This window comes from Comamonas sp. UBA7528, assembly GCF_002479375.1.
In the GTDB taxonomy this organism is placed as follows: domain Bacteria; phylum Pseudomonadota; class Gammaproteobacteria; order Burkholderiales; family Burkholderiaceae_C; genus Comamonas.
This window is the reverse complement of the sequence record NZ_DLMU01000004.1, coordinates 210,702-226,121: the sequence shown is the minus strand read 5'-3', so window position 1 is coordinate 226,121 and position 15,420 is coordinate 210,702. Positions and strand designations below refer to the sequence as shown.

Genomic DNA, 15,420 nt, shown 5'->3' with positions numbered 1-15,420 from the left:
CCCTGATTGCAGCACGGCGTGCTACCCCGCACGGGCAGCAGGCCGCTGCGGCATCAGGCGGCGGCCTGCTCCGCGGTGCGCCAGATGGTCTTGCCGTCGCTGGACTTGTCCAGCTCGGCCAGCACCGCCTCATGGCTGGCCAGTTCCTGCTCGTTGGCGCGCAGCACCTGCAGAGCAATGCTGGACAGGTCCACGCGCTGCTGGCTGCCGACCTCTGCATTCGCCTGGGAAGCAGAAGGGGCCTCGTCTTCCATGATCAACAGCGCATCCTGGCCGCGGGTCATGTTGATATAGACGTCGGCGAGCAGCTCCGCATCCAGCAAAGCGCCGTGCAAGGTGCGTCCGCTGTTGTCCACTTCCAGGCGGTCGCACAGCGCATCCAGCGAATTGCGCTTGCCGGGGAACAGCTCCTTGGCCATCGCCAGCGTGTCGGTGACAGCGCTGACATAGCTCTTGAGCGGCTTCAGCCCCAGCCGATCGAGCTCCTTGTTCAGGAAACCCACGTCGAACGGCGCGTTGTGGATGATGAGCTCGGCGTCCTGCAGATAGGCCAGGATGTCTTGCGCCTTCTCGGCGAACTTGGGCTTGTCGCGCAGGAACTCGGTGGTCAGGCCGTGGACACGCAAGGCCTCCTCATGGCTGTCGCGCTCGGGATTGAAGTACAGATGCAGGTTGTTGCCGGTGAGCTTGCGGTTCACCAGCTCCACGCACCCCAGCTCCACGATGCGGTCGCCGTCAACGGCCGACAGACCCGTGGTTTCCGTATCGAGAACGATCAGCCGTGACATATCAGTGGTTTTCCTTGGCGTGGTTGATGGAGTACTTGGGAATCTCCACCGTCACGTCCTGCTGTGCCAGGATGGCCTGGCAGGACAGGCGCGATTGCGGCTCCAGGCCCCAGGCGCGGTCCAGCAGGTCTTCCTCTTCCTCCTCGGCTTCATTCAGCGATGCCCCACCCGCACGCACGATCACGTGGCAGGTGGTGCAGGCGCAGCTCATGTCGCAGGCATGCTCGATCTTGATGCCGTTGTCCAACAGGGCCTCGCAGATCGAGGTACCGGCAGGCGCCTCCACCTGGGCGCCTTGTGGACAGTATTCGGGATGGGGAAGAATTTTGATAACAGGCATGGGGTCAGATTTTAGGAAATGGATTGCACGTTCTTGCCAGCCAGGGCTTCGCGGATGCCACGGTTCATGCGCTCGGCGGCAAAGGCTTCCGTGCCCTTGGCCAGCGCCTGCGTGGCGGCTTCCACCACGGCCACATCGTCCGAGCTCTTGGCCTGGCTCAAAGCGTCCATCAATTGGTCGATCTCGGCGCGCTGTGCAGCGCTGAGCACATCGCCATCGGCGGCCAGCGCACTGTGCGTGGCCAGCAGCATGCGGTCAGCGTCCACGCGGGCTTCCACCAGCGCACGCGCCTTCATGTCTTCCTGTGCGGTGTTGAAGCCATCTTGCAGCATCTGCGCCACCTGGGCATCCGACAGACCGTAGGACGGCTTGACGTCAATGTGCGCTTCCACGCCACTGAGCTGCTCCTTGGCACTGACCGACAGCAGACCATCGGCATCCACCGTGAACGTCACGCGGATGCGCGCCGCACCCGCCGCCATCGGCGGAATGCCCCGCAGCTCGAAACGCGCCAGGCTGCGGCAGTCGGCGACCAGATCGCGCTCCCCTTGCACCACATGGATGGCCATGGCGGTCTGGCCATCCTTGTAGGTGGTGAAATCCTGGGCACGGGCCGAGGGAATGGTTTCATTGCGCGCCACGATGCGCTCCACCAGCCCGCCCATGGTTTCCACCCCCAGCGACAGCGGAATCACGTCCAGCAGCAGCAGATCGCCGGCGCTGTTGTTGCCCGCCAGCTGGTTGGCCTGGATGGCGGCGCCCAGCGCCACCACCTCATCCGGATTCAGGTTGGTCAGCGGGGTCTGGTTGAAATAAGTGCCCACCGCCTGCTGCACCTGGGGCATGCGGGTGGAGCCCCCCACCATCACCACCCCCTGGACATCCTCGACCACCAGCTCTGCGTCCTTCAAGGCGCGGCGCACGGCGGCAAGCGAACGCTTGGTCAGGTGCGCAGTGGCGGCATCGAAATCGGCGCGTGTCACCTCCAGGGCGATCTGCGCCCCACCCGACAGCGTGGCTGCAAATGCAGCGCTGTCTGCGTCTGTCAGGGCTTCCTTGCACGCCCGGGCTGCCACACGCAGGGCTGCACGGTCTTCGCCGTGGGCGGGCTGCACCGGGGTACGTTCCAACACCCACTGCACCAGCGCAGCATCGTAGTCGTCGCCACCCAAGGCCGAATCGCCGCCGGTGGCAATCACCTCGAACACCCCTTGCGTCAGGCGCAGCACGGAAATGTCGAACGTGCCGCCACCGAGGTCGTAGACGGCGTAAACGCCTTCGCTGGCATTGTCCAGGCCATAGGCAATGGCCGCCGCCGTGGGTTCGTTGATCAGGCGCAGCAGGTTGATGCCTGCCAGCTGGGCGGCATCCTTGGTCGCCTGGCGCTGGGCATCGTCAAAATAGGCCGGCACGGTGATCACCGCACCGTACAGATCGTTGTCAAAACTGTCTTCGGCACGGTAGCGCAAGGTAGCCAGGATCTCGGCACTGATCTCCACCGGGCTCTTGCGGCCTGCCCGTGTCGACAGGGCCACCATGCCCTGGTCTTCGGGCTGCTCCAGCAGATAGGGCAGCTGCGCGGCGTTAGCGATGTCCGCCAGGCCGCGGCCCATGAAGCGCTTGACCGACACGATGGTGTTGGCAGCGTCTTCCACTTCATGGCCCCGCGCCTCATAACCGATCTGGCGCTTGCCTTCGGGTGCATAGCGCACCACCGAAGGCAGCAGAACACGACCCTGCATATCCGGCAGGCATTCGGCCACGCCATTGCGCACCGAAGCCACCAGCGAATGGGTGGTTCCCAGGTCAATGCCCACGGCAATGCGCCGTTGGTGCGGATCAGGAGACTGGCCGGGTTCAGAAATTTGCAGTAACGCCATGGATTCTTCGCAATCACAAGGGAAGGCAGGCACGGCGTGCCCCCTGCCCCACAGAGATGTGCAGCGCGCTTGCAGCGCTGCGACAAAAGAAGGAAGCCTATTGTCCCAGTTGATCGCGGCGGCGATCGATGTCCTGGGCAAAGCGCTCAACGAACATGAGGGATCTCACCTCCTGCACAGCTTTTTGTGCTCCCTCGGGAGACACCAGCAATTGCTCGCACCGCTGGAGCATGGCGCGTTTGGAGTCGGCCACTTCCTGCTCCAGGCGATCGATGTCCGCCTCCGTGGCCGCATCATCCAAGGCTTCACGCCATTCCATTTGCTGCATCAGAAAAGCCGTCGGCATGGCGGTGTTGTCTTCCGCCCGCACTGGCGCGCCCAGCAACTCGCACAGATAGGCCGCACGCTTGAGTGGCTGCTTCAGACGCTGGTAGGCCTCGTTGATGCGCACCGACCATTGCATGGCCACGCGCTGCGCCACCGCGCCCTCGGCCGCAAAGCGGTCCGGGTGCGCCTGCTTTTGCAACTCCTTCCAGCGCGCATCCAGTTGTGCACGATCCAGGGCAAACTGGCGCGGCAGGCCCATCAGTTCAAAATCGTCAGACTGCAGATTCATGTCGATAAAAAACCGCCAGCACGGCTGCGGTGGCGGTTTGGAGGAAGGGGCGGCCTGCCTGCAGGCCGTTCACAGCGCGTCAGATGCGGAAGCTCTCGCCACAGCCGCAACGATCACGTTCGTTGGGGTTGTGGAATTTGAAGCCTTCGTTCAGACCTTCGCGCACGAAATCCAGCTCGGTTCCGTCGATGTACGCCAGACTCTTGGGATCAATCAGCACCTTGACGCCGTGGCTTTCGAACACGATGTCCTCGGCCTCCACGCCGTCCACATACTCCAGCTTGTAGGCCAGGCCGGAGCAGCCCGTGGTCTTGACCCCCAGGCGGACGCCGATGCCCTTGCCGCGGCGCGTCAGATAACGCCCCACATGGCGTGCGGCCGCTTCTGTCAGCGTGATGGCCATTTCAGGCTTCCGCAGTGGCAGTGTGCTTGGTGCGGTAGTCGTTGACCGCTGCCTTGATGGCGTCTTCCGCCAGGATGGAGCAGTGCACCTTCACGGGTGGCAGTGCCAGCTCTTCAGCGATCTGGCTGTTCTTCAGCGCAGCCGCTTCGTCCAGCGTCTTGCCCTTGACCCATTCGGTCACCAGCGACGACGAGGCAATCGCCGAGCCGCAGCCGTAGGTCTTGAAGCGTGCGTCTTCGATCACGCCGGTCGATGGGTTGACCTTGATCTGCAGCTTCATCACGTCGCCGCAGGCCGGAGCGCCCACCATGCCGGTACCCACCGAATCGTCGCCCTTGTCGAAGGAGCCCACGTTGCGGGGATTTTCATAGTGGTCAATAACTTTGTCAGAGTAAGCCATGGTGTCTACCTCTTGAATTTTCAGTATGTACTGTGCTGCTGGCGACGCTTCAGTGCGCGGCCCACTGGATGGTGCTCAGATCGACGCCATCCTTGAACATTTCCCACAGGGGGCTGAGTTCACGCAGCTTTTCCACGTTGATGCGGATGGTGCTGATGGCATAGTCGATCTCCTCTTCCGTGGTGAAACGGCCGATCGTCATACGCAGGCTGCTGTGCGCCAGTTCATCGCTGCGACCCAGGGCACGCAGCACGTAGCTGGGCTCCAGGCTGGCAGAGGTGCAGGCCGAACCCGACGACACCGCCAGGCCCTTGATCCCCATGATCAGCGACTCGCCTTCAACGTAGTTGAAGCTGATGTTCATGTTGTGGGGCACGCGGTGCTCCAGATCGCCGTTCACGAACACCTGCTCCACATCCTTGAGGCCATTGAGCAGACGCTGCTGCAGGCGCTTGGCATGCTCCAGATCCTGCGCCATTTCGTCCTTGGCAATGCGGAAGGCCTCGCCCATGCCCACGATCTGGTGGGTAGGCAGCGTGCCCGAACGCATGCCGCGCTCATGGCCACCACCGTGCATCTGCGCTTCCAGGCGAATGCGCGGCTTGCGGCGCACATACAGAGCGCCGATGCCCTTGGGGCCGTAGGTCTTATGCGAAGCCAGGCTCATCAGGTCGATAGGCATGGTCTGCATGTCCAGCGGCATCTTGCCCGTGGCCTGTGCAGCATCCACGTGGAAGATGATGCCCTTCTCACGGCAGATCCCGCCAATGGTGTTCAGATCCTGGATCACGCCGATCTCGTTGTTCACGGCCATCACGCTCACCAGGATGGTGTCGGGACGGATGGCGGCCTTGAAGACCTCCAGATCCAGCAGACCGTTTTCCTGTACATCCAGGTAGGTCACTTCAAAGCCCTGGCGCTCCAGCTCACGCATGGTGTCCAGCACGGCCTTGTGCTCGGTCTTCACGGTGATCAGGTGCTTGCCCTTGCCCTTGTAGAACTGTGCCGCGCCCTTGATGGCCAGGTTGTCGGATTCCGTGGCACCGCTGGTCCAGACGATTTCACGCGGATCGGCGCCAATCAGGTCTGCGACTTGCTGGCGCGCCTTCTCGATGGCTTCCTCCGCCTCCCAACCCCAGGCATGGCTGCGCGAGGCAGCGTTGCCGAAATGCTCGCGCAGCCACGGGATCATGGCGTCCACGACGCGGGGATCCACAGGCGTGGTGGCGCCGTAGTCAAGGTAGATGGGGAAGTGCGGGGTCATGTCCATGGCTGGCTCTATGAAATCAGGCTGGCAATTGAATATGCCGAAATGAATGTGCCGAAATAATTGGCCGTTGTCCGGGTGGGCGCCGCTCCCGAGGGACCAGCACACACCCGCCAAATCAGGATTTTGCGAAGGCGTTGCCCAGGGCAAAAACCGAATTCGGGGCGTTCACGCGGATGGGTTTAACCACCGGCGCGGTCGAGATCGCACGGCGCACGACCGGCTTGTCTTCGATCTGAACGCCCTTGGCGATCTGCTCGTCCACCAGCTTTTGCAGGGTGACGGAGTCCAGAAACTCGACCATGCGCTGGTTCAGTGCGGCCCACAGTTCGTGGGTCATGCAGCGACCTGCTTCGCCCATACAATTTTCCTTGCCGCCACACTGGGTGGCGTCAATGGGTTCGTCCACCGACACAATGATGTCGGCCACGGTGATGTCGGCCGCCTTGCGCGCCAGGGTGTATCCACCACCAGGACCACGGGTCGACTCCACCAGTTCATGGCGGCGCAGCTTGCCGAACAACTGCTCCAGATAAGAGAGCGAAATTTGCTGGCGTTGGCTGATGGCCGCCAGGGTGACAGGACCGTTGTTCTGGCGCAGGGCCAAGTCAATCATGGCAGTGACCGCAAAGCGGCCTTTGGTAGTGAGACGCATCGCGAGCTCCTTCAATCAGGCTTGTGGTTACAGAAACGTCGGCCAAGTGGATGCCTGGTACCGACACCGTCTCCGCCCTTACTCCGCCCTATAAAAGGTCCAGAGCCCTTCTTTGTTTCGAAGTGTGTTGTTGTTGAGTTATTGACAGGAGTATAGCATAAACCCCATCAAATTTGTCGGATACCATGGTTTTTGTCGCTTGCGGGCATAGCGAGACCTTATCGGCCCCGCGGTTTCCACCGACAGGCGGCATGCCTAGACACCCAACATCCGCGTCTTCAACGCAGCCAACTGATCGCGCGCACGGGCGGCCTGCTCGAATTCCAGGTTGCGCGCGAACTCCAGCATCTCCTTCTCGAGACGCTTGATTTCTTTGGCCATTTCCTTCTCGGAAAGTTCCTGCACCTCTTCGACCTGGCGCTGGCGTACTTCGAGTTGCTTGGCCTCTTTTCCGCTCTTTTCGCTGTAGACCCCATCAATCAGGTCTTTCACCCTCTTGACAATGGCCTGCGGAATCACTCCGTTCGCTTCGTTGTGCGCCATCTGCTTGACGCGGCGGCGTTCGGTCTCATCGATAGCCTTGCGCATCGAATCGGTGATCCGGTCCGCATACAGAATCGCCTTGCCGTGCAGATTGCGCGCCGCGCGGCCGATAGTCTGGATCAGGCTGCGCTCGGCACGCAGAAAGCCTTCCTTGTCCGCATCCAGAATGGCCACCAGCGACACTTCGGGAATATCCAGGCCTTCGCGCAGCAGATTGATGCCCACCAGCACGTCAAAAGCCCCCAGTCGCAGGTCGCGGATGATTTCCACACGCTCCACCGTGTCCACATCCGAGTGCAGATAGCGCACCTTCACCCCGTTGTCCGTCAGGTAATCGGTCAGCTGCTCGGCCATGCGCTTGGTCAGCGTGGTGATCAGCACCCGCTCCCCGACCTCCGACCGCTTGCGGATTTCCTGCAGTACATCGTCCACCTGGTGGGTGGCAGGACGCACTTCAATTTCCGGATCGACCAGTCCGGTGGGTCGCACCACCTGGTCCACCACCTGGCCGGAGTGCGTCTTTTCATAGTCCGCCGGCGTGGCAGAGACAAACACCACCTGGCGCATGCGCTGCTCGAACTCCTCGAATTTCAGCGGACGGTTGTCCAGCGCCGACGGCAGGCGGAACCCATATTCCACCAGCGTGGTCTTGCGCGCCTTGTCACCGTTGTACATGGCGTTGAGTTGGCCAATCATCTGGTGGCTCTCATCCAGGAACATCAGCGAGTCCTTGGGCATGTAGTCGGTCAGCGTGCTGGGCGGATCGCCCGGGTTCGAGCCCGACAGGTGGCGCGTGTAGTTCTCGATGCCCTTGCAGTGCCCCACTTCGGACAGCATTTCCAGATCGAACCGCGTGCGCTGCTCCAGGCGCTGGGCCTCCACCAGCTTGCCGTCGCCCACCAGTTGCTTCAGGCGCTCGGCCAGCTCCAGCTTGATGGTTTCCACCGCCGCCAGCACCTTGTCGCGCGGCGTCACATAGTGGCTGCTGGGGTAGACGGTAAAGCGCGGGATGCTTTGCTTGACACGCCCGGTCAACGGATCGAACAGCTGCAGGCTGTCCACCTCATCGTCAAACAGCTCGATGCGCAGCGCCAGCTCCGAGTTTTCCGACGGGAACACATCGATGGTGTCACCGCGCACACGGAACTTGCCGCGCGTGAACTCCTGGTCGTTGCGCTGGTACTGCATGCGGATCAACTGGGCGATCGCATCGCGCTGGCTCAGCGTATCGCCGGTGCGCAGTGTCATCACCATGCGGTGGTAGCTCTCCGGCTCGCCGATACCGTAAATCGCCGAGACGGTGGCCACAATCACCACATCGCGCCGCTCCATCAGGCTTTTGGTGCACGACAGCCGCATCTGCTCGATGTGCTCGTTGATGGCGCTGTCCTTTTCAATGAACAGGTCGCGCTGCGGCACATAGGCTTCGGGCTGGTAGTAATCGTAGTAGCTAACGAAGTATTCGACCGCGTTGTTCGGGAAGAACTCCCGGAACTCGCTGTACAGCTGTGCAGCCAGCGTCTTGTTGGGCGCAAACACAATGGCCGGTCGCCCCATGCGTGCAATCACATTGGCCATGGTGAAGGTCTTGCCCGAGCCCGTCACCCCCAGCAAGGTCTGAAAAGCCTCACCGTCCTCAATGCCTTCCACCAACTTGGCAATGGCCGCAGGCTGGTCCCCTGCCGGCGGGTACGGCTGGAACAGCTCGAAGGGCGAATCGGGGAAATGCACAAAAGTGCCTTCTGGCGCGGTATCAATAGCTTCTTGCATGGTGTTATGTGCTCAACGCATGATGCTGCCCGGGGCTAAAATAACGGGGCAACTCTCAAGACTACCGCAGTACTTGGGTGCTCCCCGCTTTATTTCCACCATCAAGGACTTTTCATGTCTCTGTTTACCGCCGTCGAGATGGCTCCCCGCGATCCGATCCTGGGCCTGAATGATCAATTCGCCGCCGACAACAACCCCAACAAAGTGAACCTGGGCGTGGGCGTGTATTTCGACGATAACGGCAAGCTGCCCCTGCTGCAGTGCGTGCAGACTGCTGAAAAGGCCATGATGGACAAACCCACCGCCCGTGGCTATCTGCCCATCGACGGCATCGCTGCCTACGACAACGGCGTGAAAGCCTTGGTGTTCGGCGCTGAGTCCGACGTGGTCAAGTCCGGCCGCGTGTCCACCGTGCAGGCCGTGGGCGGTACGGGCGGTCTGAAGATCGGTGCCGACTTCCTGAAGAAGCTCAACCCCAACGCCAAGGTGCTGATCTCCGACCCCAGCTGGGAAAACCACCGCGCCATCTTCCAGAATGCCGGTTTTGAAGTGGACAGCTACAAGTACTACGATGCCGCCAACCGCGCCATCAACTTCGAAGGCATGATCGCCGACCTGAGCGCTGCGGCCCCCGGCACCGTGGTGGTGCTGCACGCCTGCTGCCACAACCCCACCGGCTATGACATCACCCCCGCCCAGTGGGACAAGGTAATCGAAGTTGTCAAGGCCAAGGACCTGGTCGCCTTCCTGGACATGGCCTACCAAGGCTTTGGCTACGGCCTGGCCGAAGACGGCGCCGTGATCGCCAAGTTCGTGGCCGCAGGCCTCAACATCTTCGTCTCCACCTCCTTCTCCAAGAGTTTCAGCCTGTATGGCGAGCGCGTGGGCGCCCTGTCCGTGGTGGCCAACGACAAGGAAGAAGCGGCCCGCGTGCTGTCGCAGCTGAAGATCGTCATCCGCACCAACTACTCCAACCCACCCACCCACGGTGGCGCTGTGGTGGCCGCCGTGCTGAACAACCCCGAACTGCGCGCCCAATGGGAAGCCGAGCTGGGCGAGATGCGCGTGCGCATCAAGGCCATGCGCCAGAAGCTGGTGGACGGCCTGAAGGCTGCCGGCGTGCAGCAAGACATGAGCTTCATCACCACCCAGATCGGCATGTTCAGCTACTCCGGTCTGTCCAAGGACCAGATGGTGCGCCTGCGCAATGAATTCGGCGTGTACGGCACCGACACCGGCCGCATGTGCGTGGCCGCGCTGAACAGCAAGAACATCGACCACGTCTGCAAGTCCATTGCTGCCGTGATGTAAAGACACCACCGCTGCGGCGCACTGCGCTGCAGCCGATCGTGTTCTGCCAAGCCGCCTTCGGGCGGTTTTTTTATGCCTGCGCCCCAGCATTGCGCAGACAGAACTCCCTGCACCGCGCCGATCTCAGGGAAATCCATGTGTTTTTAGCCCTGCGCAGCCCTTGCACAGCACACAGGCAGCTCATATTTTCAGAGCAATCGCTGTCGCTGCGGCTGATCGCCTGCGCCAGCACACCGGCTATAAAGACGGAGAGCCATTCGCAGGAGCGTTGCCGCCCTTATCAAAACCACAAGATCACCATGAGACACCACCCCACACTCCAAGGCATCCGCGTCCTCAGCCTGGCGCTGAATCTGCCCGGGCCGGCCGCCCTGCTGCGCTGCCACCAGATGGGCGCCATCTGCACCAAGCTCGAGCCCCCGCCGCCGGAACACAGCAGCAGCGCCGACCCCATGGCCCAGTACAGCCCCGCCGCATACCGCGAGCTGCACCAGGGCGTGCGTGTGCTGCACGCCAATCTCAAAACCGAGGAAGGCCAGCTGCTGCTGCAGCAGGAACTGCTGGTCACCGATGTGCTCATTACCTCCTTCCGCCCGGGCGCCCTGGTCAAGCTGGGGGTGGACTGGGAGCACCTGCACTCCCGCTACCCCCAGCTGTGCATGGTGCGCATCCAGGGGGATCTGAATGCCGAAGCGGCCGGGCAACCCGGCCACGACCTGACTTACCAGGCCGAAGCCGGCCTGGTCAGCCCCGGCCACATGCCCACCAGCCTGCACGCCGACATGGCGGGCGCCCTGAGCGCGGCCGAAGCCCTGCTGCAAGCCCTGCTGGAGCGTGAACGCAGTGGCACCGGCGTGGTGCGCGACGTGGGCCTGGCCCAGGCGGCCCATTGGCTGGCCCAGCCCCTGCATTGGGGCCTGACCACCCCCAACGGCGATGTGGGCGGAGCACATGCCGGCTATCGTGTCTACGCTACGGCCGACGGGCATGTGGCCGTAGCCGCCCTGGAGCCCCACTTTGCCCGCCAGCTCTGCGCCCTGGCGGGCGTGGAGTGCGACGGCAGCGTGCAGGCCATGCGCGCACCGGCGGTGCATGCCCAAATCGCCCGCTTTCTGCAGACCACCGCTGGTACAGATTTAGAACGCTTGTCCGTAGAAAAGGACATTCCCCTACATGTCCTTGCAGATAGAAACAAATAATGGACTGAAGCCGTGCGTTAGTTGCGCACAGCCGGTACCAATCAAGCGGCCTCTGGGCTGCATGGGGGGCGTATTCCGCCCTGCTCTTGGATGAGGGTTGCGCCGGTGCACCACAGCATGCACCAGTGAATGTCCTGGCTCCCTCGCCCATTCCATGCGGTGCATGGGAACTCTACAAGGGACATCCATGAAGACTGTCACGCAGCCAGCCCGGGACGAAGTGCATGCCAGCATGCATGCCATGGCATGCCGCGCAGATGTGACCGTGCTGGGCATTCTGAGCCTGGGGGCGCTGGCTGCGGCAGCGCTGGGCGGTCTCCATGGCTCCCTGGCAGCCGGCAGTACCGCCGCCCTGCTTCTGCTCGCCGTCGCTGCCGTGACCTACCGTTTGGCGCCAGGTTCCACGCTGTCCCGGTGCACGCTGGCCGTGTGCGGTATGGCCATGGTGGCCCTGCACATCCAGCTGTCCATGGGGCAAACCGAGCTGCACTTCGGTGTTTTCGTTTTTCTGGCATTTTTGCTGGTCTACCGTGACTGGCGCCCCATCGTGGTGGCCGCCGCCGCGATTGCCGTGCACCATGTGGCCTTCGACCGCCTGCAATGGCTGGGCCTGCCCGTGTTCTGTCTGACCCAGCCGGATATGGGGCGCGTGGTCCTGCACGCAGTGTTTGTGGTGGTACAGACAGCGGTGGAAGTGGGCATCGCGCTGCGCATGCGTGCCGACGCGGTGGAGTCGGCCGAGTTGCGCAGCCTGTGCCAGCCTTCTGCCAGCGGCGAGCTGTCGCTGAACGTGCAGCACATGCCCGTCACCAGTCCCACGGCGCAATCCGTGCGCCATGCGCTGGCGCGCATGCACGAGGTGGTGGCCGAAACCCATGCCGCCGCCGCACTGGTGCTGCAGACCAGCACCACCATCGCACAGGGCAACCAGCACCTGGGCCAGCGTGCAGAATCCGCGGTGAGCCAGTTGCAGCAGACAGCGGCCAGCATGGACGCCATCCGCAGCAGTGCCCACCACAGCGCCGCCGAAGCCGACAGCGCCCGCTCCATGGCCGGCCATGCCACCAGCAGCGCACATGCCTGCGGCAGCGTGGTGCGCAATGTCGTGAGCACCATGGAAGCCATTCACAGCAGTGCGCGCAAGATCGGTGACATCGTGGGGCTGATCGACTCCATTGCCTTCCAGACCAATATCCTGGCACTGAATGCCGCCGTGGAAGCCGCACGCGCAGGGGAACAAGGCAGGGGCTTTGCCATGGTGGCCAGCGAAGTACGGGCCCTGGCCCAGCGCAGCGCCAGTGCCGCCCGGGATGTGCGCCAGCTGATCGAACAATCGATGGGCCACGCCGACCATGGAGCCAATCTGGTGGGCCAGGCAGGCCACAGCATGGACCAACTGGTCAGCCACTCCCAGCAGGTCGCCACGCTGATCGAGGCCATCAGTCAGACCGCACACCAACAGGCCACCCAGCTGCAGCATGCCAGCTCGGCGGTACAGCAGGTGGACACGCTGACCCAGGAGAATGCGGCTCTGGTAGAGCAATCCAGCCACGCCGCACAGGCACTGGCGCAGCACGCGCAGCGGCTTAGCCATCTGGTGGCGGGTTTCCAGACCGACAACACCCTGCAAAACAGCAGCCAAGCGACCGAGTGCGCCGCCTTGTCGTTGAGGTAAGCACGCCCATGTCCATTCACTGCCCATTCCTCCGCACCCACCCATGATCATCCGGAGCCAAGCACGCAGTCTCCTGGCCCGCACCTGGCCTTTTGTGCTGGCCATTTGTCTGCAATTGCTGCTGGCAACCGCGAGCATTTACCTGCTGTCGGGCACGCGCATCATCGTGGCAGGCGAGAGCACTTGGTCCAAGGCCCAGAAAGACGCCATCCTCTACCTGGATCGCTACGCCGCCCAGGGCGATGAAGAGGCGTACCAGCAATTCCGCCAGGCGCTGGAGATTCCCCTCGGGGACCGGCTGGCCAGGCTGGCCCTGGACCGTTCCCCCACCAACACCCAGCAGGTGCGTGAAGGACTGCTGCGCGGAGAAGTCCACAGCGACGACATCAGCACTGCTACAGACATTCTGCGGCTCACCTGGGACATGGAATGGATGCGCAAGACGATAGGCCTGTGGCGCGCTGCGGACACCTATTTGGACCAGCTGGTCACGCTGTCGATGGAAATCCGCAATGCCCGCACCACCAACCCGCGCAATATCGATCTGCTGCAACGCAGGGCATGGCATCTGGAAATCAGCCACATCGACGCCAGCATTGCACCCTTGAGTCAGGCCTTCAGCGACTCACTGGGGGTGCATTCCCGCAGGATCACCCAGGTGCTGCTGGCCATCAACTTCGGCACGGCGCTGCTGCTGATTTCGGCCATTCTGTGGTTTGTGAACAAGCTGCTGACGCAAAGCCACACGGTGGAAAACGCCTTGCATTCCGAACGCGAGCGCGGCTACACCACGCTGGCGGCACTGGGCGATGGCGTGCTCACGCTGAACGACCAGGGGCTGATCGTCTATGCCAATCCTGCGGCAGAAATCCTGCTGGGCCAGCCCGCCGACATCCTGCTCGGGCAGGCCCTGGAGAAGGTGCTGGTGTTCGAGCGCACCGAACTGGAAGGCCGCGATCCGGTGTTTGTGCGCCTGATGGAGTCCCCCCACCCCTTCCGCGATGAGGCCGTACGCTGGATACGTCGCAGCAATGACCAGCAGCAACTGGCCGTCAAGCTGATGGGCTCTCCCATCCAGCAAGAAGGCCAGCTGGCTGGCGCCGTGCTGGTGCTGCACGACGTCACGCGCGAGCAGAACTTCATGCACCAGCTGAACTGGCAGTCCCGCCACGACACGCTGACCGGGCTGGAGAACCGCAGCGAATTCCGCACCCGCCTGGAACGCCTGCTCAGCGTGCCGCGGAACCAGTCCCGCCCGGCCACCCTGCTGCACCTGGACCTGGACCAGTTCAAGCTGATCAACGATACCTCAGGCTATACGGCGGGCGACGAAGTACTGCGTGAAGTCTGTCACTGCATCAGCCGCCTGACGCGCGACAGCGACTCCGTGGCCCGCCTGGGCGGCGATGAGTTTGCCGTGCTGCTGCACGACTACCCGCCGGAGCAGGCCAGTGCGGTTGCAGAGAAATTGCGCCATGCCATCCAGAGCCTGCACCTGCAGTGGGGCACGCGCATTCTGCGCACCGGCGTCAGCATCGGCATGGTGCATATCAGCGGTGTGGATGCCTGCGCCCAGGATCTGCTGCGCATGGCCGATATGGCCTGTCTGCGCGCCAAGGAAAGCGGCCGCAACAAAGTCCTGGCCTACGAGCACGAAGACCATGCCTTCAAGCGCTACATGGGCGAGATGGACTGGGTGGAACGCATCCGTACCGCGCTGGACCAGAACCGCTTTTGCCTGTTCGCCCAGACCCTGGCGCCCCTGCAGACCAGGGCCGAGCACGGCCTGCACTTTGAAGTGCTGCTGCGCATGACCGATGAACACGGGCAGATCATTCCGCCCGGCAACTTCATCCCCGCGGCCGAACGTTACGGTCTGATGCCGGCACTGGACCGGTGGGTGGTCACGCATGCGCTGCACACCCTGGCACGCTACCCCAAACAGCTGCGCGATATACACACCTGCGCCATCAACCTGTCGGGCATGAGCCTGGGCGATGAATCCCTGCTGGGCTTTCTCCAGCAGCAGATCGAGGAATTCCACGTTCCGCCGCAGATTCTGTGCTTTGAAATCACCGAAACCAGCGCCATTGCCAACCTGGACAATGCCATCCGCCTGATTACCGAGTTGAAGGCCCTGGGCTGCCGTTTCTCGCTGGACGATTTTGGCGCCGGCATGTCCAGCTTTAACTACCTCAAGCGCCTGCCCGTGGACTATCTGAAGATCGATGGCGGCTTTGTGCATGACATGCTGGAAAACCCCTCCAATTTCGCGATGGTGGAGATGATCAACCAGATCGGCCACATGATGGGCAAGCGCACGGTGGCCGAGTTTGTGGAAAACGAGGCCACCATCGATGCGCTGCGCAAAATGGGGGTCGACTACGGACAAGGTTTCTGCATTGCCAAACCCATGCCGTGGAACTACGAATATTTCGCTGCAGCCAGCACGCAAGGCGCCAAACGTTTCGGCACAGCCCCCCAGGACACGCCGTAACGCGCTGTGCTGGCGCGGTGACTGCGTCGCCAGCGCCCACCGCCGTATCCAGTCTACCGGCCCACTCTCCCACAAA

General features: G+C 62.6%; 13 protein-coding genes. 4 read left to right on the top strand and 9 right to left on the bottom strand.

The annotated features are described in order from the left end of the window. Nucleotides 1–53 precede the first annotated feature (53 nt). From dnaQ to uvrB, 9 genes are all read right to left on the bottom strand, one after another. Nucleotides 54–788 (bottom strand): DNA polymerase III subunit epsilon, encoded by a 735-nt coding sequence (dnaQ, locus tag B3349_RS05150; RefSeq protein WP_291586971.1) that lies wholly within the window; start codon nucleotides 786–788, stop codon nucleotides 54–56. Nucleotide 789: 1 nt separating this feature from the next. After that, nucleotides 790–1,128 carry an ISC system 2Fe-2S type ferredoxin gene (gene fdx / locus B3349_RS05145; RefSeq protein ID WP_066534401.1) on the bottom strand — a complete coding sequence of 113 codons (339 nt, stop codon included), beginning with the start codon at nucleotides 1,126–1,128 and terminating at the stop codon, nucleotides 790–792. 11 nt (nucleotides 1,129–1,139) lie between these two features. Next, the gene (gene hscA, locus B3349_RS05140) at nucleotides 1,140–3,008 is read right to left on the bottom strand and encodes a Fe-S protein assembly chaperone HscA (RefSeq protein WP_291586969.1); all 1,869 of its coding nucleotides are present in this window, start codon (nucleotides 3,006–3,008) and stop codon (nucleotides 1,140–1,142) included. Nucleotides 3,009–3,105: 97 nt separating this feature from the next. After that, complete coding sequence (gene hscB / locus B3349_RS05135) at nucleotides 3,106–3,624, bottom strand: Fe-S protein assembly co-chaperone HscB (RefSeq protein ID WP_066534411.1); 519 nt, start codon at nucleotides 3,622–3,624, stop codon at nucleotides 3,106–3,108. 79 nt (nucleotides 3,625–3,703) lie between these two features. Then, nucleotides 3,704–4,027, bottom strand: coding sequence for an iron-sulfur cluster assembly protein IscA (gene iscA, locus B3349_RS05130; RefSeq protein WP_066534414.1), 324 nt, complete (start codon nucleotides 4,025–4,027; stop codon nucleotides 3,704–3,706). Between the two features lies 1 nt (nucleotide 4,028). Beyond that, nucleotides 4,029–4,427: a Fe-S cluster assembly scaffold IscU gene (gene iscU, locus B3349_RS05125; RefSeq protein ID WP_066534417.1), complete on the bottom strand. Its 399-nt coding sequence runs from the start codon at nucleotides 4,425–4,427 to the stop codon at nucleotides 4,029–4,031. Between the two features lie 49 nt (nucleotides 4,428–4,476). Beyond that, on the bottom strand, nucleotides 4,477–5,697 hold the full coding sequence (locus B3349_RS05120; RefSeq protein WP_291586965.1) for an IscS subfamily cysteine desulfurase: 1,221 nt from the start codon (nucleotides 5,695–5,697) through the stop codon (nucleotides 4,477–4,479). Nucleotides 5,698–5,812: 115 nt separating this feature from the next. Next, nucleotides 5,813–6,349, bottom strand: a complete 537-nt coding sequence (gene iscR, locus B3349_RS05115; protein WP_066534422.1) for a Fe-S cluster assembly transcriptional regulator IscR — start codon at nucleotides 6,347–6,349, stop codon at nucleotides 5,813–5,815. Between the two features lie 255 nt (nucleotides 6,350–6,604). After that, nucleotides 6,605–8,662, bottom strand: coding sequence for an excinuclease ABC subunit UvrB (gene uvrB / locus B3349_RS05110; RefSeq protein WP_291586962.1), 2,058 nt, complete (start codon nucleotides 8,660–8,662; stop codon nucleotides 6,605–6,607). Between the two features lie 114 nt (nucleotides 8,663–8,776). Between uvrB and B3349_RS05105 the strand changes: the two genes are divergently transcribed. From B3349_RS05105 to B3349_RS05090, 4 genes are all read left to right on the top strand, one after another. Next, nucleotides 8,777–9,973, top strand: coding sequence for an amino acid aminotransferase (locus B3349_RS05105; protein ID WP_291586960.1), 1,197 nt, complete (start codon nucleotides 8,777–8,779; stop codon nucleotides 9,971–9,973). 299 nt (nucleotides 9,974–10,272) lie between these two features. Continuing rightward, nucleotides 10,273–11,172, top strand: coding sequence for a CoA transferase (locus tag B3349_RS05100; RefSeq protein WP_291586958.1), 900 nt, complete (start codon nucleotides 10,273–10,275; stop codon nucleotides 11,170–11,172). 187 nt (nucleotides 11,173–11,359) lie between these two features. Beyond that, nucleotides 11,360–12,847: a methyl-accepting chemotaxis protein gene (locus B3349_RS05095; protein WP_291586956.1), complete on the top strand. Its 1,488-nt coding sequence runs from the start codon at nucleotides 11,360–11,362 to the stop codon at nucleotides 12,845–12,847. Nucleotides 12,848–12,890: 43 nt separating this feature from the next. After that, nucleotides 12,891–15,344, top strand: coding sequence for a putative bifunctional diguanylate cyclase/phosphodiesterase (locus B3349_RS05090; protein WP_291586954.1), 2,454 nt, complete (start codon nucleotides 12,891–12,893; stop codon nucleotides 15,342–15,344). The last annotated feature ends 76 nt before the right edge of the window (nucleotides 15,345–15,420 follow it).